At 63.3% G+C, this 18794-nt stretch carries 17 protein-coding genes and 1 pseudogene; 7 read left to right on the forward strand and 11 right to left on the reverse strand.

Annotated features, from left to right (window positions below):
* Positions 1–17 precede the first annotated feature (17 nt).
* Positions 18–983, forward strand: coding sequence for a hypothetical protein (locus ACYHH6_RS24350; RefSeq protein WP_352588804.1), 966 nt, complete (start codon positions 18–20; stop codon positions 981–983).
* Here ACYHH6_RS24350 and ACYHH6_RS24355 read toward each other — a convergent pair.
* Both ACYHH6_RS24355 and thrS read right to left on the reverse strand, forming a co-directional pair.
* Positions 980–1933, reverse strand: coding sequence for a lysophospholipid acyltransferase family protein (locus ACYHH6_RS24355; protein WP_352588802.1), 954 nt, complete (start codon positions 1931–1933; stop codon positions 980–982). The genes ACYHH6_RS24350 and ACYHH6_RS24355 overlap by 4 nt on opposite strands.
* 84 nt (positions 1934–2017) lie before the next feature.
* The gene (gene thrS / locus ACYHH6_RS24360) at positions 2018–3991 is read right to left on the reverse strand and encodes a threonine--tRNA ligase (RefSeq protein ID WP_352588799.1); all 1974 of its coding nucleotides are present in this window, start codon (positions 3989–3991) and stop codon (positions 2018–2020) included.
* Positions 3992–4198: 207 nt separating this feature from the next.
* Between thrS and ACYHH6_RS24365 the strand changes: the two genes are divergently transcribed.
* Positions 4199–5035 carry an SAM-dependent methyltransferase gene (locus ACYHH6_RS24365; protein ID WP_352588796.1) on the forward strand — a complete coding sequence of 279 codons (837 nt, stop codon included), beginning with the start codon at positions 4199–4201 and terminating at the stop codon, positions 5033–5035.
* A gap of 11 nt (positions 5036–5046) precedes the next feature.
* Here the strand turns inward: ACYHH6_RS24365 and blaOXA are convergent, their stop codons facing one another.
* The 3 genes from blaOXA to ACYHH6_RS24380 form a co-directional block, all read right to left on the reverse strand.
* Positions 5047–5862 carry a class D beta-lactamase gene (gene blaOXA, locus ACYHH6_RS24370; protein ID WP_352588793.1) on the reverse strand — a complete coding sequence of 272 codons (816 nt, stop codon included), beginning with the start codon at positions 5860–5862 and terminating at the stop codon, positions 5047–5049.
* A 156-nt stretch (positions 5863–6018) separates the two neighbouring features.
* Positions 6019–6387: a membrane protein insertion efficiency factor YidD gene (gene yidD / locus ACYHH6_RS24375; protein WP_352588790.1), complete on the reverse strand. Its 369-nt coding sequence runs from the start codon at positions 6385–6387 to the stop codon at positions 6019–6021.
* A gap of 124 nt (positions 6388–6511) precedes the next feature.
* On the reverse strand, positions 6512–6670 hold the full coding sequence (locus tag ACYHH6_RS24380) for a hypothetical protein (RefSeq protein ID WP_352588787.1): 159 nt from the start codon (positions 6668–6670) through the stop codon (positions 6512–6514).
* Positions 6671–6762: 92 nt separating this feature from the next.
* Between ACYHH6_RS24380 and ACYHH6_RS24385 the strand changes: the two genes are divergently transcribed.
* Positions 6763–7692 carry a LysR substrate-binding domain-containing protein gene (locus tag ACYHH6_RS24385; RefSeq protein WP_352588784.1) on the forward strand — a complete coding sequence of 310 codons (930 nt, stop codon included), beginning with the start codon at positions 6763–6765 and terminating at the stop codon, positions 7690–7692.
* A gap of 59 nt (positions 7693–7751) precedes the next feature.
* Here the strand turns inward: ACYHH6_RS24385 and ACYHH6_RS24390 are convergent, their stop codons facing one another.
* Entirely contained in the window at positions 7752–8198 is a 447-nt protein-coding gene (locus tag ACYHH6_RS24390; RefSeq protein ID WP_112564670.1) for an iron-sulfur cluster assembly scaffold protein, read from the reverse strand.
* Between the two features lie 240 nt (positions 8199–8438).
* Between ACYHH6_RS24390 and folE the strand changes: the two genes are divergently transcribed.
* The 3 genes from folE to ACYHH6_RS24405 all read left to right on the forward strand — a co-directional run bounded on the left by folE (position 8439) and on the right by ACYHH6_RS24405 (position 10612).
* A complete protein-coding gene (gene folE / locus ACYHH6_RS24395; protein WP_112564672.1) occupies positions 8439–9089 on the forward strand; it encodes a GTP cyclohydrolase I FolE in 651 nt (216 codons plus the stop codon).
* A 14-nt stretch (positions 9090–9103) separates the two neighbouring features.
* Positions 9104–9556, forward strand: a complete 453-nt coding sequence (hisI, locus tag ACYHH6_RS24400; RefSeq protein WP_352588781.1) for a phosphoribosyl-AMP cyclohydrolase — start codon at positions 9104–9106, stop codon at positions 9554–9556.
* Between the two features lie 84 nt (positions 9557–9640).
* Entirely contained in the window at positions 9641–10612 is a 972-nt protein-coding gene (locus ACYHH6_RS24405) for a patatin family protein (RefSeq protein ID WP_112564844.1), read from the forward strand.
* 15 nt (positions 10613–10627) lie between these two features.
* Here ACYHH6_RS24405 and recJ read toward each other — a convergent pair whose 3' ends face one another.
* From recJ to ACYHH6_RS24430, 5 genes and pseudogenes are all read right to left on the reverse strand, one after another.
* Positions 10628–12412: a single-stranded-DNA-specific exonuclease RecJ gene (recJ, locus tag ACYHH6_RS24410; RefSeq protein ID WP_112564676.1), complete on the reverse strand. Its 1785-nt coding sequence runs from the start codon at positions 12410–12412 to the stop codon at positions 10628–10630.
* A 60-nt stretch (positions 12413–12472) separates the two neighbouring features.
* Positions 12473–13415: pseudogene (gene glpX / locus ACYHH6_RS24415) on the reverse strand (class II fructose-bisphosphatase).
* A gap of 257 nt (positions 13416–13672) precedes the next feature.
* On the reverse strand, positions 13673–14986 hold the full coding sequence (locus tag ACYHH6_RS24420) for a homoserine dehydrogenase (RefSeq protein WP_352588777.1): 1314 nt from the start codon (positions 14984–14986) through the stop codon (positions 13673–13675).
* Between the two features lie 48 nt (positions 14987–15034).
* The gene (locus ACYHH6_RS24425) at positions 15035–16252 is read right to left on the reverse strand and encodes an LL-diaminopimelate aminotransferase (protein ID WP_142865034.1); all 1218 of its coding nucleotides are present in this window, start codon (positions 16250–16252) and stop codon (positions 15035–15037) included.
* A gap of 91 nt (positions 16253–16343) precedes the next feature.
* Positions 16344–16754: a hypothetical protein gene (locus tag ACYHH6_RS24430; protein WP_352588774.1), complete on the reverse strand. Its 411-nt coding sequence runs from the start codon at positions 16752–16754 to the stop codon at positions 16344–16346.
* A gap of 97 nt (positions 16755–16851) precedes the next feature.
* Between ACYHH6_RS24430 and phaC the strand changes: the two genes are divergently transcribed.
* Positions 16852–18687: a class I poly(R)-hydroxyalkanoic acid synthase gene (phaC, locus tag ACYHH6_RS24435; RefSeq protein WP_352588771.1), complete on the forward strand. Its 1836-nt coding sequence runs from the start codon at positions 16852–16854 to the stop codon at positions 18685–18687.
* The last annotated feature ends 107 nt before the right edge of the window (positions 18688–18794 follow it).

Genomic DNA, 18794 nt, shown 5'->3' on the forward strand with positions numbered 1-18794 from the left:
GGGCTTCAACGCAAGGCATGTTTGAGGGGACATTGCGCCTTTTCCTGATTTGGCTCGCCGCCGCGCTGTTGATGGTGCCGGCTTCAATGGCCATGGCGCAGAATGCCGACGGCATCTTCAATCTGAAACTCCCCGATATTTCGAGCTATACATCGCCCAAGAGCGGGACGTCGCTGGCGCTTAGTGGCGGTGGCGCCATAACGCTCTCGGCCCAACTTACCGACAAGGGCGCCGATATCACGCGCGGCATCGTCTGGCGCGTGTTCAAGCCGGAGGCGGCCAGCGACGGCAAGCTACCGATGGTGGCGTCCGCGCATGGCGGCACCGCGGTGTTCCAGCTCGAACCGGGCAGCTATCTGGTGCACGCCTCCTACGGACGCGCCGGCGCCACCAAGCGCATCACCGTCGGCAAGGACGCCAAGCGCGAAAGCCTGGTGCTCGATGCCGGCGGCCTCAAGCTCGACGCGGTGCTGTCGGGCGGCGTGCGCATTCCACCGAAAAAGCTGCGCTTTTCCATCTATGAGGGCACCGCGGAAACCAATGGCGACCGCGCTTTGATCATCCCCGATGTCGAGCCGAACAGCGTCGTGCGGCTCAACGCCGGCGTCTACCATGTCGTCTCCACCTATGGCGCGGTGAATGCCGTCATTCGCTCCGACATACGCGTCGAGGCCGGCAAGCTGACCGAAGCCACGGTCGAGCATCGTGCGGCTGAAATGACCATGAAGCTGGTGCGCGAGACTGGCGGCGAAGCTATCGCCGATACATCCTGGTCGCTGCTCAACGAATCCGGCGATCCGATCAAGGAAGCCGTCGGCGCCTTCGCCTCGATGGTGCTGGCCGAAGGCCAATACACCATCATCGCCAAGAACCGCGACCGCATCTACCAGAAGGATTTTACCGTCGTTGCCGGACAGAACCAGGAGATCGAGGTCCTGGCCACCGAGGCCTCGGCGATCGATCCCGAGGAAGGCGCCGACTAGTTAGCGTTTCTCAGGCGGCCTTTGCGCAGGCGGCGCGGCAGGAAATGGACGCCGCCACCCGGTGCATCGGGCGCCAGATCGAAGACGCCGCGATGAAGGCGGTCGAGCAAGGTCTTGCGATCGCGCAGCGGCTCCAGTTCGGCCCAGTTCAGCACATTGCCGACGCGCACGTCGATCGCCTTGCCGGACAGCCGCGCGAATTCGCGGATGAGCATCGAAAGGCGCAGCGTCAGCGACGCCTTGCCGACGAATTTCGCCACCCTTCCCTCGCGCTCGGCCATGTTCATGGGGCCGCTGACCAGATGGAACAGCCGGCCGTTCTGTCCGGAAAAATGCATCGGCACCACCGACGCCTTGGCATCCTGTACGAGGCGCGCCGGAAACATCTTCCACGGCAGATCACGCGCCCGGCCAAAGCCTTTCGGCGCGGTGGCGACGCCTCCGGCCGGAAACACGACGATGGTGACGCCCTCTTTCAACAGCCGAACCGCCTCGTGGCGCACCGCCATGTTGTTCTTCACGGCGTCCTTGGTCTCGGAAAAGTCGATCGGCAGCGAGTACGGTTCCATCTCGCGGATCTTGAGCAGATCCTTGTGGATCATGACGCGGAACGGACGTCCGAGCTGCTCGACCAGCGACAGCACGGCAATGCCGTCGCCGATGCCGAACGGATGGTTGGCGACGATCACCAGCGGTGTGTCCGGCAGTTTCGCCGGCGGCCACTGATCGGCGCTGCGCACCTTGACGTCGATCAGCTCCAGCATGCGGCTGAACACGCGTTCGCCGGTCGGCACCACCTGTCGGCGCCAAAAATCGTAGAGCGCAGCATAGCGGTCACGTCCCGACAGGCCTTCAATGGAATGGATGAACCAGCGCGTCAGCGCGGGCTGGCTCGCATTGGCGTAGGACAGCTCGGGAAACGGTCTTTCCCGCATTTTCAGCTTGAGCATGTGGGCTCGTTACAGGGTTGGCGTGACAGGCATGTGAAAATGGCGGTGGATCGCTCCACCGCCATTCCTGCAGATATTGATGCTTCAGGCCGCGTTTCGTCTGCGGTCGGGCGACGTGGCTTCGTCGGACAGCGACTTGAGCGCATCGGCCAGCGTCAGCGATTCCTGGTCGCGGGAGCCGAGCCGGCGGATGTTGACCGTCTCCTCCTCCGCCTCGCGCTTGCCGCAGACGAGGATCACCGGAACCTTGGCCAGCGAATGCTCGCGGACCTTGTAGTTGATCTTCTCGTTGCGCAGGTCCACTTCGGCCAAAAGCCCTGCCGCCTTCAATTGCGCGACAACCTTGCGGGCATAGTCGTCGGCATCGGACGTGATGGTCGCCACCACCACCTGCAGTGGCGCGAACCACAGCGGGAAATGGCCGGAATAGTGCTCGGTCAGGATGCCGAGGAAGCGCTCCATCGAGCCGCAGATGGCGCGATGCACCATCACCGGCTGCTTCTTTTCCGAATCCGAACCGATGTAGAAAGCGCCGAAACGCTCCGGCAGGTTGAAGTCGACCTGCGTGGTGCCGCACTGCCATTCGCGGCCGATGGCGTCCTTCAGCACATACTCGAACTTCGGCCCATAGAAGGCGCCCTCGCCCGGATTGATCGAGGTCTTGATGCGGTTGCCCGACCGCGTCCTGATCGTATCCAGCACGCTGTTCATGATCGCTTCGGCGTGGTCCCAGGCCTCGTCGGTGCCGACGCGCTTGTCAGGTCGCGTCGACAGCTTCACGCTGACCTCGTCGAACCCGAAATCAGCATAGGTCGACAGGATCAGGTCATTGATGCGCAAGCACTCGGCGGCGAGTTGATCCTCGGTGCAGAAGATATGCGCATCATCTTGCGTGAAACCGCGCACGCGCATCAGCCCGTGCAGCGCGCCGGACGGTTCGTAGCGATGCACATTGCCGAATTCTGCAAGTTTTACGGGCATATCGCGGTAGGATTTCAACCCATGCTTGAAGATTTGCACGTGGCCCGGACAGTTCATCGGCTTCAGCGCGAACACGCGGTCGTCATCGGTGTCGTCGCCGGCCACCGTCACCTTGAACATGGCGTCGCGATACCAGCCCCAGTGACCCGACGTCTCCCACAGGCTCTTGTCCAGAACCTGCGGCGCGTTGACCTCCTGGTAGCCCTGTTCGTCGAGGCGGCGGCGCATGTAGTTGACCAGGTTCTGGAACATCTTCCAGCCCTTGGCGTGCCAGAAGACGACGCCCGGCCCCTCTTCCTGGAAATGGAACAGATCCATTTCGCGGCCGAGTTTGCGGTGGTCGCGCTTCTCCGCCTCCTCCAGCATCGTCTGGTAGGCATCGAGCTCAGCCTGGTCGGCCCACGCCGTGCCGTAGATGCGGGTCAGCATCGGGTTGTTCGAATCGCCGCGCCAATAGGCACCGGCCACCTTCATCAGCTTGAAGGCGTTGCCGATCTGCCCGGTCGAGGCCATGTGCGGGCCGCGGCAGAGGTCGAACCAGTCGCCCTGGGCATAGATCTTGAGATCCTGGTCCTCGGGAATGGCATCGATCAGCTCGAGCTTGTAGCGCTCGCCCTTCTCGGCAAAGACCTTTTTCGCTTTGTCGCGCGACCAGACTTCCTTGGTGAACGACTTGTTGCGCGCAATGATCTCGCGCATCTTCTTTTCGATCACCGGGAAATCGTCCGGCGTAAACGGCTCGTTGCGGGCGAAGTCGTAATAGAATCCGTTCTCGATCACCGGCCCGATGGTCACCTGCGTTCCCGGCCACAGCTCCTGCACGGCCTCCGCCAGCACGTGCGCCGCATCGTGGCGGATGAGCTCCAGTGCGCGCGGATCGGTGCGGGTGATGATCTCGACCTTGCCGGGCTTGCCGAGCGGGTCGGAAAGATCACGCACAGTGCCGTCGATGGCATAGGCGACGGCTTTCTTGGCCAGCGACTTCGAGATCGATTCGGCCAGCCCAGCACCGGTCATCGCCGCGTCGTAGTCGCGGACGGAGCCATCGGGAAATGTCAGGGAAACGGAATTCAGCATCAGGTATCTCCTATCCAGTCCCGCAAACGAGCGCGGGTGGTCGTGGTGTGAAGCCGGAGGCATCCGGCAGCGGGCGGGTTTTAGAGGCAGCACGGTAAGAGGTAAAGAGCCGTCGTTGGCGCAGCCGTCAGGAATTGGCGCGACAGATGTCGCAGGCCAGTCGCACAGGCTTGCGAATTTCCCCGACACGAGGTTGGAATCCCCGGCATGGAAGACGCAAAACCCAACCGGACCGCCTTCGGCGTCGCGCGCATGCGGGCCCTCCAGCAGTTCTCACCGCAGGCGGCGCTGTTTCGCGACCCATATGCGAGTGCGATTCTGGGCGATGCCGCACCGACGGCAAAGGAGCTCGACCAGGAAGATGAGCGCAGCCGGCGCATGCGCCTGTTCGTGGCTTCGCGTGCCCGTCTCGCCGAGGACCGGCTGGCTGCGGCGGTGCGCCGGGGCGTCCGGCAAGTGGTGGTGCTCGGCGCCGGTCTCGACACTTTCTCGCTGCGCAATCCGTACCCGGATGTCGCGGTGTTCGAAGTCGATCATCCGGCAACGCAGGCCTGGAAACGCAAATGCCTCGCCGATGCTGGCCTTGCCGAACCGCCGGCGACCACGTTCGTGCCAGTCAATTTCGAGCGGCAGAACCCGGCGGACGAACTGGCATTAGCCGGCTTGAGGCCAGCCGAGCCCAGTTTCTTCATCTGGCTGGGTGTTGTCCCTTATCTGACCCAAGACGCAATCTTCAGCACCCTGTCCTGGATTGCCGGAATGCCCGGTTCGGAGGTCGTCTTCGACTATAGCGAGCCGGCCGAGAACCGCGATGCGGCGGGACAGGCTGCCCTCTCCTTCCATGCAGCGCGCGTCGCCGCTGTCGGCGAGCCCTGGATCAGCTTCTTCGTCCCCGCCGCGCTGGCGCGATCGCTGCGCGAACTCGGCTTCGATGAGATCGAAGATCTGGAAAGCAGCGAGATCGCCGCCCAATTCTCCAGGGCGCCAAAGGCAGAGGCAAGGAATTCCGGCGGCCATCTCATCTGTGCCCGCCGGAGCGCTTAAGCCACGCAAGGTCACTTCACCAGCTGCGGCAAATCCTTCAGGAACGCCGTGCGCGTCGCAGGGCCTTTCGGCGTGTCGACCGGCTTGGTGTCGACCACCAGCCGGGCAAAGACGATCCGGCGGCCGCCCTTTTCGGCCCAGCCGACGAACCAGCCCAGCGAGCGCTTGTCCTTGCTGTTGCCGAGCCTTGTGCTGCCGGTCTTGCCCTGCACCGTCCAGTCGCCGGCCTGAAAACTCGGCAGGATGGCTTGGGTCATCTCATGCGCGTTGGCCGTAACAGGCATCTTGCCGGCAAGCAGCTGACGCAGGAAGGCTGTCTGTTCGACCGGCGATATCTGCAGTGAGGAATTTATCCAGGATTGCGTGAGCCCGTTGTCCTTGCCGGCATCGCCCGACACATCCATGTTGCCGTAGCCGAATTTCGAGACGTAGCCGGCAAAGCTTTTCGCGCCGAGCCGGCGCACGATCTCGCGCGAATACCACACGATCGAGTCGCGCTCCCAGATCGTCGGATCGACGGTTTTGTGGTCGCGCTTCACGGCCTTGAATTCAGGCTTGTAGTCCCAGCTCGGCGTATGCGCGTCACTCAGGATGCCGCTGTCGTAACCGATCAGCGCCAGTGGCACCTTGAAGGTGGAAGCCGGGCTGACGCGTTGGTCGCAGACGCCGTTCTGATAGAGCGTCTCGCCGCTCGCCGCGTCCTGGATCAGCGTGCATGCGACATCGCCGAGCGGCGCCGAGTGCGCCCGCATCGGAAACCCCAAAAACCAGGCCAGCAGGAACAGGACCGCGGCAATGATAAAGGGATGGGTTTCGATCCGACGCATGTGAGCTCTCCTGGGAATGACAGGAGGCGCTTAGCGAGTTGTCTTGGCTCGATTTTGACTCAAATGCGCAGTCTTTGTGCAGGCCGTTGTTAACCCTACCGGACCGTAAAGAAATGCGGCCTTGGCGATCTGAATCAAGGGCCAAGAGCGTCGCCGTCAGGCCTCGCCGCGCTTCTTGCCGATCCGCCAATAACGCCAAGGTGTGAACCAGACATAGCGTGGGGCGAGCACCTCCGGAACACGGTCTATGCCATGCGTTCCGAACGGCCCGCAGCGCAGCACGCGAAACAACCCCATCCAGCTGCCGGCCCACAAGCCGTGCCGGGCAATCGCCTCATGCGCGTATTCGGAACAGGTCGGCAGATGCCGGCAGGAGTTGCCGACAAAGCCGGACAGCGTCAGCTGGTACAGCCGCACCAGCGACGTGCCGAAAATGCGGCCGGGCGTCCTGCGCCAGGGACCGGGCCAGTTGCGCCCGCGCTGGGTCTGTCCGGTGGCATGCACATGCCGGTGCTGGTCGCCCACGGCGATCTCTTTCTGAACGTGATCCGAACCCGTTTTTCGGGATCGGCTTGCGCTTCCAAGCCGATAGATGTGAGCTTCGGCAGGCAAACGCAATCCCGTTCACTCACTTGCTTCCCTGTCGGCATCAGGGTCGCGAGCGACGAAAGGGATGCCGCTCCGTTGGACTCGCCCAGCGGGTGGCCGGCCGTTCCTCAATGCGCGGGGCGTGATGCCGCCTGTCGCCACGCCATTGAAACGTCGCGATCCGCATCACATCGCCAAAGATTTCCAGAAACTGGATCATGTCCGTGTCTCCTTTGAGACGGATTAGACGCCCACTGGTCTTCGCATTCAAACGAGTATAATTTCCGCTTCGGATAACTTTGGGTTATGCGAATGAAGCGCGGCCGGCTGCCCCTGACAGCGTTGCGAAGTTTCGAGGCAGCCGGCCGGCATTTGAGTTTCAGCCGGGCCGCCGAGGAGCTGTTCGTCTCGCAGGCCGCGATCAGCCGGCAGATCCGCGAGCTCGAGCAGTTCCTACGGCAACCCCTGTTTCACCGTCATCATCGCCGGGTCGAACTGACCGAGGCGGGCCAGCGCCTGCTCGATCAGCTGGTCAGAAGTTTCGACGACATCGACAGGCTGCTTTCGGACCTGGTGGCGGCCCCGGCTCAGTCGGTGGTCCGCGTCAGCGTCGAGCCATCGCTGGCCTCGGTATGGCTGTTGCCGCGGCTCAACCGCTTCAGCAAGTTGCGGCCCGATATCGACGTTTCCCTCGAAGTTGACCCAAGGCCGATCGAGTTCCGCAGCGATCAGCCCGAACTTGCCTTGCGCTTCAGCGCGCACGCCACCTCATGGCCGCGCAGCGAGGCCGAATGGCTCGCTTCGACTGTCGATTCACCGGTCGTGTCGCCGGCCTTGCTGGCGTCGGGCCCTCCTCTCGAAAAGCCGCTCGACCTCGCCCGCTACACGCTGTTGCACGAGGAAAACCGTCAAGGCTGGGCGCGCTGGTTCGAGGCAGCCGGCGTGGCCGCCGACGCCATTCCGGCGCGCGGCCCGATGTTGGCGGATGTGTCGCTGTCGAAGCAGGCGGCCCTGCTCGGACACGGCGTGGCGCTGGGCGACCTTTTGCAGATCGGTGAGGAGATCGCGTCCGGCGCGCTGATCAAGCCGTTCGACATCGATGTCGCATCCGGCGCCTACTGGCTGGTGGCCAGGAGTTTGAACGACCTGCCGGAGCCGGCCAAAGCCTTTGCAGACTGGGTGAGAAGCGAATTTGCCGAAAGCAGACGCGCGCAGGAAACGAAGGCTGTAGCCACCGGGTAGTTAGCGAGCCAGCAGGGCTCGAAGCAAAAACACCAGGCTCTGGCGGTCAAACAGCAAGGTCAGGCGGCTTCTTCGGCGCGTTTCTTCTCGATCTGGCCGATGGCATCGACTACGGCATCGAAGGTCAGCATGGTCGAGGCATGGCGCGCCTTGTAGTCGCGCACCGGCTCCAGATATTTCAGATCGGCGAAACGACCTTCTGGCGGCGCCCCGTTTTCCTTGAGCATCTTCAGCATGGTGTCGCGCACAGCCCGCAATTCGTCAGCGCTGGCGCCGATGACATGCTGAGCCATGATCGAGGATGAGGCTTGGCCAAGCGCGCAGGCCTTCACGTCATGGGCGAAATCGGTGACGACGCCATCGTCCATCTTGAGGTCGACAGTCACCGTCGAGCCGCACAATTTGGAATGGGCACGTGCCGTCGCGTCCGGATCATCGAGCCGGCCGATGCGTGCGATGTTTCCGGCAAAACCCAGAATTTTCGCATTGTAGACGTCGTCAATCATATTTTTCCAATCCGTCGCCGCCAAGCGAACAGCGATTGCCGCTATGGCGTCTTTCATTCGCTGGGCACGACCATATATAATGCTGGCAGTCGGGTATCGACAAGGCAACGCAAAGCCGCCGTCCTTGCCCATTCGTTCACGCCGCTTGCGGGCTGGAAGCCGGGCGAATTTCCAGCACCCGAAAGGTCGTGGTCCGTTCAACTCGTTCCTCCTGAGAGAGGAACTACGGGAGACGCCTTTATGGATGCCGTCATCAAGAAGATCATGCCCCCCTCCGACTATCTGGACAAGCCGGTCACCGACAGACCGAGCGAAGCCGAGGTCGAGGCCGCCGTGCGCACGCTGTTGCGCTGGACCGGCGACAATCCGAACCGCGAAGGCCTGATCGACACGCCCAAGCGCGTCACCAAGGCCTACCTCGAAATGTTCAACGGCTACGACATGTGCCCGGCCGAAGAACTTGGCCGCACCTTCGAGGAAGTCGCCGGCTATGACGATCTCGTCATCGTCAGGGACATCCAGTTCCATTCGCATTGCGAGCATCACATGGTGCCAATTATCGGCAAGGCGCATGTCGGCTATCTGCCGGACGGCAAGGTCGTCGGCCTGTCCAAGATCGCCCGCGTCGTCGATATCTTTGCCCATCGCCTGCAGACGCAGGAGGCCATGACCGCGCAGATCGCCGGCGTCATCCAGGACGTGCTCAATCCGCGCGGTGTCGCCGTCATGATCGAGGCCGAGCATATGTGCATGGCCATGCGCGGCATCCGCAAGCAAGGCTCCACCACGCTGACCTCGACCTTCACCGGCGTGTTCAAGGACACGCCCGAGGAACAGGTCCGTTTCGTCACCATGGTGCGCGGCCTCGAGGCCCCTCGTCGGCATCGCTAGATCAAGGACCGGCGATGTCGGCACTGGAATTCCCCAAAGCTCCATCGGACAAGAAGGCTCTGGAAGAAGGCGCGGTGTTTTCACCGCGCTTTGACGCCGGCGGTCTCGTCACCGTCGTGGTCACCGACGCCGAAGACGGCATGCTTTTGATGGTCGCGCATATGAATGCCGAGGCGCTGGCGCTGACGCTGGAAACCGGTATCGCCCATTACTGGTCGCGCTCGCGCAATGCGCTGTGGAAAAAGGGCGAAACCTCCGGCAATTTTCAGCAGGTCGTCGAGATGCGGACCGACTGCGACCAGGACGCCCTATGGCTTCGCGTGAATGTGTTGGGCCACGACGCAACCTGTCACACCGGCCGGCGTTCATGCTTTTATCGGACGGTGGGGCTCAACGACGGCAAGGCGACGCTTGCCGACGATGGCAGCAAACCGCTGTTCGATGCGGACCAAACGTATCGGAAGTGAACCATTCAACAGTCACAAACCACCCATATTCACTATTTTCAAACGTCCTTCCTTTAGAACGGACACGGGACATGGGAGATCATGATGCTCGAATGGGCGTCATTGCGTAGCAGACCAGACGCGCGGGAGGCCAATGGCCCCTCATCGTCCGGCGGCGTGCCTGACCCGCAACCTGCGGGGAAGACAGGCATTTCGCTCGCGCTGGGCGGCGGCTGCGCACGCGGCTGGGCGCATATCGGAGTGCTGCGCGCGCTCGACGAGGCTGGCATCGAAGTCTCGATGATCGCCGGCACCTCGATCGGCGCGCTGGTCGGCGGCTGCTACATCGCCGGCAAGCTGGATGAGCTCGAGGAATTCGCACGCAGCCTGACCAAGCGCCGCATCTTCGGCCTGCTCGATCTCAATCTGCGCGGCAGCGGCCTGTTCGGCGGCATGAAGCTGGACGCCAGGCTGCGCGAGCACATGGCCGGCATCCGTTTCGAAGACCTGACAAAGCCTTTCGTCGCCGTTGGCGCGGAAATCCGCACCGGCCATGAGATCTGGCTGTCGAGCGGCTCGCTGATCACCGCCATGCGGGCCTCCTATGCGTTGCCCGGCGTGTTCGAACCGGTGAATTGCAACGGCCGCGTGCTGGTCGACGGCGCACTGGTCAACCCGGTGCCGGTCTCGGTCTGTCGCGCCTACGAGCAGCCGTTGGTCGTCGCGGTCAACCTTCACTACGATCTGTTCGGCCGCGCCGCCGTCATCAAGCACAGCGCCGGCGAACTGCTCATCGAGAAGGACGCGCCTCGGCCGGGCCAGGCCGACCCCGACCACCAGGCGCACCAGACGCGCCTCGGCATCACCGGCGTCATGGTCGAGGCCTTTAACATCATCCAGGACCGGATTTCGCGCGCGAGGCTGGCCGGCGATCCGCCCGACATGTCGCTGCAGCCGAAGCTCAGCCATATCGGCCTGACCGAATTCCACCGCGCCGACGAGGCCATCAGCCTCGGCTACCACGCGACGATGGCGCAGATCGGCGAGTTGAAGCGGCTGCAGACGGTTCTGGCCTAAACCAATCCAGTAATCTCAGGCCTTGGCCGCATCGCTGATGCGAAACTGCACCGAGCGGTTGCCGTTCCAGTAATTGCCCGACAACGAACCGGCGACATGGATCGTCTTGCCCCGGTTCTTGAACAGGAATTCGCCGAGCGCGGTATCGACCGCGCGAAAGGCGATCGCCTGGATGCGGCCGCCGCTCTCCGACTGCAGGTCGGCGCGGATGTGGTTGGTGCCGACTGCGCGCGCGTCGGCCAGCCGGTGGCGTGGCAGCGCGAACACCGGCGCGACATGGCCGGCCCCGAACGGACCGGCCTTCTCCAGGGCATCGAGCAGGCTCAATGTCGCCCCTTCGGCGGCGAGCGCACCGTCTATGGCCAGGCTTTCCTCGTCCTGCAGGCGGAACACCTCGGCCGCCGCGCGCTCCTCGAAGAAGGCCCGGAGTTCACCGAGTTTTGCGCGCTCCACCGTGATGCCGGCCGCCATGCCATGGCCGCCGCCCTTGACGATCAGCCCGGCATCGGCAGCTTCGCGCACCAGCCGTCCGAGGTCGAAGCCCGACACCGAACGGCCCGACCCGGTGCCGATGCCATTGGCGTTGAAGGCGATAGCAAAGGCCGGCCGGCGCGCATGATCCTTCAGCCGCGAAGCGATCAGCCCGACGATGCCGGGATGCCAATTGGTGCTGGCGGTGACAATGACTGCCGGGCCATTGCCGCCGGCAAGCTCGGCGTCGGCCTCGGCGCGCGCTGCGGCCAGCATCTCCAGCTCCATCTGCTGGCGTTCCTGGTTGAGCCGGTCGAGCGTCTCGGCAATGGTGCCTGCCTCGACCGGATCGTCGGTGGCGAGCAGCCGGCTGCCAAGGGCTGCGTCGCCGATGCGGCCGCCGGCATTGATGCGCGGCCCGATCAGATAGGCGAGATGAAAGGTGCTGATCGGCTCGCCGATGCGCGACACCCGCGCCAGGGCGGCCAGCCCCTCATTCTTCTGCTGACGCGCCATCTGCAGCCCTTTGACCACGAAGGCGCGGTTGACGCCGACGAGCGGGACGACGTCGCAGACGGTCGCCAGCGCCGCCAGGTCGAGCAGCGACAGCAGGTCCGGCTGCGCGGCATCGGGCAAGCGGCTGCGCAGGATCCTGGCTGTCTGCACCAGGGCGAGGAAGACGACGCCGGCGGCGCAAAGGTGGCCTTGCCCGGAAAGATCGTCCTCGCGGTTGGGATTGACGACCGCGGTCGCTTCCGGCAGCGCGCCACCGACCTGATGGTGGTCGAGCACCACCACATCGGCGCCGGCCGCCTTTGCCGCGTCGATGGAAACGGCGCTGTTGGTGCCGCAATCGACGGTGACGATCAGCGTCGCGCCGCGCGAGACCAGTTCGCGCATGGCCTCCGGATTGGGGCCATATCCCTCGAAGATGCGGTCCGGAATGTAGATTTCAGACGGCACCGAGAAATGCGTCAGGAAGCGCCTGAGCAGTGCCGACGAGGCGGCGCCGTCGACATCGTAGTCGCCGAAGATCGCCACCTTTTCCTTGGCCATGACCGCTTCGGCAATACGGGTGGCAGCCTTGTCCATGTCGGTCAGCGAGGCTGGGTCGGGCAACAGGTCGCGGATCGTCGGATCGAGGAAGCGCTCAGCCTGGTCGGCGGTGACGCCGCGCCCAGCCAACACGCGCGCGACAATGTCGGGCACGCCGTGGCCCTGCGCGATGGCAAGCGCCGTCATGTCCTGCCGCTCGCTCAACCGGTGTTCCCATGAAACACCGGTCGCGGACTGCCTGACATCGAGGAAAAGGCGTTTGTCGCCCGTCATAGGAGGGGTCGTCTGCAGATTGTCATTTCCGGCAATATGCGACGGCCAAACAGGAAAGTCTCAAAACTTTTCCAGATCCTGGTGACGCGCCTTGATCTCGCGCACGGTGCGCGAAGACGAGCGCAGCACGATGGTGTGCGTGGTGATGTAATTGCTGCCGAACTTCACGCCGGCCAGCATGTTGCCGTCGGTGACGCCGGTCGCCGCAAACAGCACGTCGCCACGCGCCATGTCCTCGGCGCGATAGACCCGCTTCGGATCGGCAATGCCCATTTTTGCCGCGCGCGCCACTTTTTCCGCTGTGTCGAGGATCAACCGGCCCTGCATCTGGCCGCCGGTGCAGCGCAGCGCTGCCGCGGCCAGCACGCCTTCCGGCGCACCGCCGGTCCCGAGATAGATGTCGATGCCGGTCGCTTCCGGATCGGTGGTGTGGATGACGCCGGCGACATCGCCGTCGCCGATCAGCCGGATCGCAGCACCCGTGGCACGCACCGCTTCGATCAGCCTTTCATGGCGGGGACGGTCGAGGATGCAAGCAGTGATTTCGGAGACCGCGACGCCTTTGGCCTTGGCCAGGCTGGCGATGTTTTCGGCCGGCGACGCGTCGATGTCGATGACGCCTTCGGCATAGCCCGGGCCGATGGCGATCTTGTCCATGTAGACATCGGGGGCAAACAACAGGCTGCCCTTTTCGGCAATGGCGATGACGGCCAGTGCGTTGGGCAGGTTCTTGGCGCAGATCGTCGTGCCTTCGAGCGGATCGAGCGCGATATCGACCGCCGGACCGATGCCGCTGCCGACTTCTTCACCGATATAGAGCATCGGCGCCTCGTCGCGTTCGCCCTCGCCGATCACCACCGTGCCACCGCGGCCTGGTCGGCGGCCTTTCATCGCCGCGCCCACGCAGTCTGGCGGCCGCGACCGCGGCGCGCTCGGTGACGCGCACGACTTCCATGGTGAGTATCCGGTCGAGACCGGCGACAATGTTCTGGGCCACATTCATCGGGAGAAATCCTCGTTCACAACGTGCCGCCGCTGGAGCCGGATGATATCAGGTCTGTTCGACCTGAAATCTGAATCCGGCTCTAAGTCAAAGAGATAGAGCATGATGTCATCCGAAAACCGCTTCACACTTTTCGGCTTCATGCTCTAGGGGCGCGCTTCTTGTGTCAAAGCTCCATGACAAGGGCAAGACTTGCCGCGTCAATTTTTCGAAATCGCAGCAATATCAATCGATTAAAGGGAAAATATGACTCCCCTTCACCCAGCCCGCTCGATGCGGATGACCTGCGGCTTGTCAGTCAGATGGCCGTCCTTGGTGATGCCGTCGACAGCCTTGCGCACCGCCGCTTCGGTCGTCTCGTGGGTGACTAGAATCACTGTCTTCTGCGCATCGGTTTCCGGCCCGGCCGCGTGCTGGACGATCGATTCCAGCGAAATGTCGTTATCGGCCATGCGCTTGGCGATTGCGGCAAAGACGCCGATGCGGTCATGCACGGTCAGCCGGATGAAATAGCCGCCGGCATGGCTACGCATCTGCGCCTTCTTGTAGGGGCGCAATTCCTTGGCCGGCAGGCCGAAAACCGGACCGTGCTGGAAGCCCGGCCGGCTCTTGGCAATGTCGGCGATGTCGCCGACCACCGCCGAGGCGGTGGCATTGCCGCCGGCGCCGGGGCCGGAGAGCAGGAGTTCGCCTAGAATGTCGGTTTCGATCGCCACCGCATTGGTCACGCCGTGCACCTGCGCGATCACCGAGGCGGTCGGCACCATGGTCGGGTGCACGCGCTGCTCGATCCCGCTGTCGGTGCGCTGCGCTACGCCAAGCAGTTTTATCCGGTAGCCGAGATCGCCGGCGGCGCGGATATCGGCCTGGCTGATGTTGGAAATGCCTTCCATGTAGATGTCGTTGGCGGCGATCCTGGTGCCGAAGGCCAGGCTGGTCAGGATCGACAGTTTGTGCGCCGTGTCATGGCCCTCGATGTCGAAGGTCGGATCGGCCTCGGCATAGCCCAGCCGCTGCGCGTCCTTCAGGCAGGCGTCGAAGGAAATGCCCTCGGCCTCCATGCGGGTCAGGATGTAGTTGCAGGTGCCGTTGAGGATGCCGAAGACGCGGGTAACCGAATTGCCGGCCATCGCCTCGCGCATCGTCTTGATGACCGGGATGCCACCGGCGACCGCCGCCTCGTAGTTGAGCAGCACGCCCTTCTTCTCGGCGATTTCGGCCAACGCGACGCCGTGCTTGGCCAGCAGCGCCTTGTTGGCGGTGACGACATGGCGCCCGGCCTCAAGCGCTGCCTTGACCGACGAGCGCGCCGGCCCTTCGTCGCCGCCGATCAGTTCGACGAAGACGTCGATGTCGGCGGTCTGCGCCATCTTGACCGGATCGTCGAACCATTTGGCGGCGCCGAGATCGACGCCGCGATCGCGCTTGGCATCGCGGGCCGAAACGGCTGATACAACGACGTCGCGGCCGCACTGGCGCGTCAGTTCGGCCGCCTTGTCGCGCAGCACGCGCGCCACCGAAGCGCCGACGGTGCCGAGACCCGCAATTCCAACACGCAACGCTTCAGCCATGTCCGGCGACGCCCCTCAAACTCTGCTCAATTAAGATGTGCGACGACCTTAGCGATGCGCGGCGAGCGGCACCACATTGTTCGGCTGCTTGGCGCTAGACGCCAGAAAGCGCTTGATGTTGCGCGCCGCCTGACGGATCCGGTGCTCGTTTTCGACCAGTGCGATGCGCACATGATCGTCGCCATGTTCGCCGAAGCCGATGCCCGGCGCCACAGCCACGTCGGCGTGCTCGATCAGAAGCTTGGAGAATTCGAGCGAGCCGAGATGCTTGAACGGCTCCGGGATCGGCGCCCAGGCAAACATCGAGGCCGCTGGTGCGGGAATGGTCCAGCCGGCGCGGCTGAAGGCGTCGACCATGACGTCGCGGCGCTTCAGATAGACCTCGCGCACTTCGGCGATGTCGGCGCCGTCGCCATTGAGCGCATATGCCGCCGCCACCTGGATCGGCGTGAAGGCGCCGTAGTCGAGATAAGACTTCACCCGCGTCAGCGCCGAAATCAGCCGCTCATTGCCGACGGCAAAGCCCATCCGCCATCCGGGCATGGAGAAGGTCTTCGACATCGAAGTGAACTCGACGCAGACATCGATGGCGCCCGGCACCTGCAACACCGAAGGCGGCGGATTGCCGTCGAAGTAGATCTCCGAATAGGCAAGATCCGAGAGGATGATGATGTCGTTCTTCTTGGCGAAGGCGACGACGTCCTTGTAGAAATCGAGCGAGGCGACCAGCGCCGTCGGGTTCGACGGATAGTTGAGGATCAGCGCCAGCGGCTTCGGGATCGAATGGCGGACACCGCGCTCGAGCGCCGGAATGAAGCCGTCATCCGGCTCGACCTGCAGTGAGCGGATGACGCCACCAGACATGATGAAGCCGAAAGCGTGGATCGGATAGGTCGGGTTGGGGCACAGGATCACGTCGCCGGGCGCGGTGATCGCCTGAGCCATGTTGGCGAAGCCTTCCTTCGAGCCGAGCGTGGCCACCACCTGCGTGTCGGGATTGAGCTTCACGCCGAAGCGGCGCTGATAGTAGGCGGCCTGGGCGCGGCGCAGACCGGGAATGCCGCGCGAGGAGGAATAGCGATGCGTGCGCGGATCGCGCACCACTTCGCACAATTTGTCGACGATCGCCTTCGGCGTCGGCAGGTCCGGATTGCCCATGCCAAGGTCGATAATGTCGGCGCCGCGCGAACGGGCGCTGGCCTTCAGCCGGTTGACCTGCTCGAACACGTAGGGCGGAAGCCGGCGGACCTTGTGAAATTCTTCCATGTCAGTTCCAGACGATTAGAATTGGCTTTGGCAGAGTTGGCTTGGCAAAGCGGACCTTGGCAAAGATGGGCTTTCGGCGCGCCATATAGCCCTATTTGCAGGTAGGGTCGAGGGCGGGATCGCATTTGGCTTCGATCTGCTTCAGCGTATCCTTGCCGTGGTTCTTCGCCAGCGAGTTCAGCGCCGCCGGGCTGGTGGACGGAACACCGCCGCCGCCCTTGCCCGCCTGCGCCTGCTGCTCGGCTTTCAGCTGGTCAAGCTTGGCCTTGCTTTCCTCGGGCGTGAGCTGCTTTGCCGCCACCTGCGGCGGGATGTTGAGATTGGGATAGGAGCCGGTGTCCTGCGCGCCCTGTGTCAGGCCTACATTCATCCCGTTGCCGGTGTTGGCGCTGGTGCAGCCGCCTGCTGCCAACAGCCCTGGCGCCAGAAAAGCTGTCGCAACAGCGATGCGGCAAAAGCGGCCTGCCCCCGAAAAAATGGTCTTGCCGGTGTTAATCGTCATATTGTTTTCCTGGCAGCCGGGGTACAGCGCATTGGACCCGGTCAGATGTCCCATGATAATATGTCAAGAAAACGCCTCGGGAGGAACCCCGCGAGCCATGTCCAAAACACCTGATTCGAGCAAAGCGGAAGATGATCAATCTTCGACCGTCGAGCAATATCTGGTGAAAGACCCGGAACGCTTCGCGTTGAACATGGCGCGCATGGTCGAGCAGGCCGGCAAGGCGGCCTCCGCCTGGGCCGAGCCGCGTGAAACAGGTGAGGTGCGCGATCACGTCGCCGAGCCCGTAGTCGACATGGTCAAAACCTTCTCCAAGCTCAGCGAATACTGGCTTGCCGATCCGCAGCGCGCGCTGGAAGCGCAGACGCGGCTGTTCGCCGGCTACATGACCGTCTGGGGAAACGCCATCCAGCGCATCAGCCCGAATACCGAAGCGCCCGACGATGCGGTCAAGCCGGAGCGCGGCGACAAGCGCTTCCAGGACCCTGAGTGGGGCCGCAACGCGTTCTTCGATTTCCTCAAACAGGCCTATCTCGTCACCTCGCGCTGGGCGGCCGACCTCGTCGAGCACGCCGAAGGCCTCGACGACCACACCCGCCACAAGGCGAGCTTCTACGTCAAGCAGGTGTCCAACGCCATCTCGCCGTCGAACTTCATCCTGACCAATCCGGAGCTGTTTCGCGAAACCGTCGCCTCCAACGGCGAAAACCTGGTGCGCGGCATGAAGATGCTGGCCGAGGACATAGCCGCCGGCAAGGGCGACTTGAAGCTGAGACAAGCCGACTATTCGCCCTTCGAGATCGGCAAGAATGTCGCGACCTCACCCGGCAAGGTGGTCGGGCGCAGCGATGTCGCCGAGATCATCCAATACGATCCGACGACCGAAACGGTGCTCAAGCGGCCGCTGCTGATCTGTCCGCCGTGGATCAACAAATACTACATCCTCGATCTCAACCCGCAAAAATCCTTCATCCGCTGGGCGATCGAGCAGGGCCACACCGTCTTCGTCATTTCCTGGATCAATCCCGACGAGCGCCACGGCGCCAAGGGCTGGGAAGCCTATATCCGCGAAGGCCTGCAATACGGGCTCGACACGATCGAGAAGGCGACCGGCGAGAAGGAGGTCAACGCCATCGGCTATTGCGTCGGCGGCACGCTTTTGGCGGCCGCACTCGCGCTCCTGGCGCAGGAAGGCTACAACCGCATCAAGTCGGCGACCTTCTTCACCACGCAGGTCGACTTCACCCATGCCGGCGACCTGAAAGTGTTCGTCGACGAGGACCAGGTGGCGGCGGTCGAAAAGTCGATGAACGAAAAGGGTTACCTCGACGGCACCAAGATGGCGACCGCCTTCAACATGCTGCGCTCGGGCGACCTGATCTGGCCCTATGTCATCAACAACTACATGCGCGGCAAGGATCCCCTGCCCTTCGACCTGCTCTACTGGAACGCCGATTCCACCCGCATGGCGGCGGCCAACCATTCCTTCTATCTGCGCAACTGCTATCTCGAGAACAATCTCACACGAGGCGTGATGGAACTCGCCGGCCGCATTGTCTCGCTCGCCGACGTCACCATCCCGGTCTACAATCTGGCATCGAAGGAAGATCACATCGCGCCGGCGCTTTCGGTATTCCTCGGCTCGCAATATTTCGGCGGCGACGTCGAGTATGTAATGGCCGGCTCCGGCCACATCGCTGGTGTCGTCAATCCGCCGGCGGCCAAGAAGTATCAGTACTGGACCGGCGGCAAGCCGGTGGGCGATTTTGGCCAGTGGTTCGCCAATGCAGTGGAGCATCCCGGCTCCTGGTGGACGCACTGGCAGCACTGGATCGAGACCCAGGACGACACCCTCGTTCCGGCCCGCAAACCGGGCAACCATATGAAAACCCTGGGTGATGCCCCCGGCACCTATGTCAAGGTGCGTGTGTAACAGACTGTAATGTCTGGTGAGTTGACGGACCGGCAAAACGGGGCGAAATGGTGTCGTCAACCATCAAGTAGCCTCAATTCGCCTCCAACGAGCGATTAATTCAGAGG

Source organism: Mesorhizobium sp. P171375 (assembly GCF_057786075.1).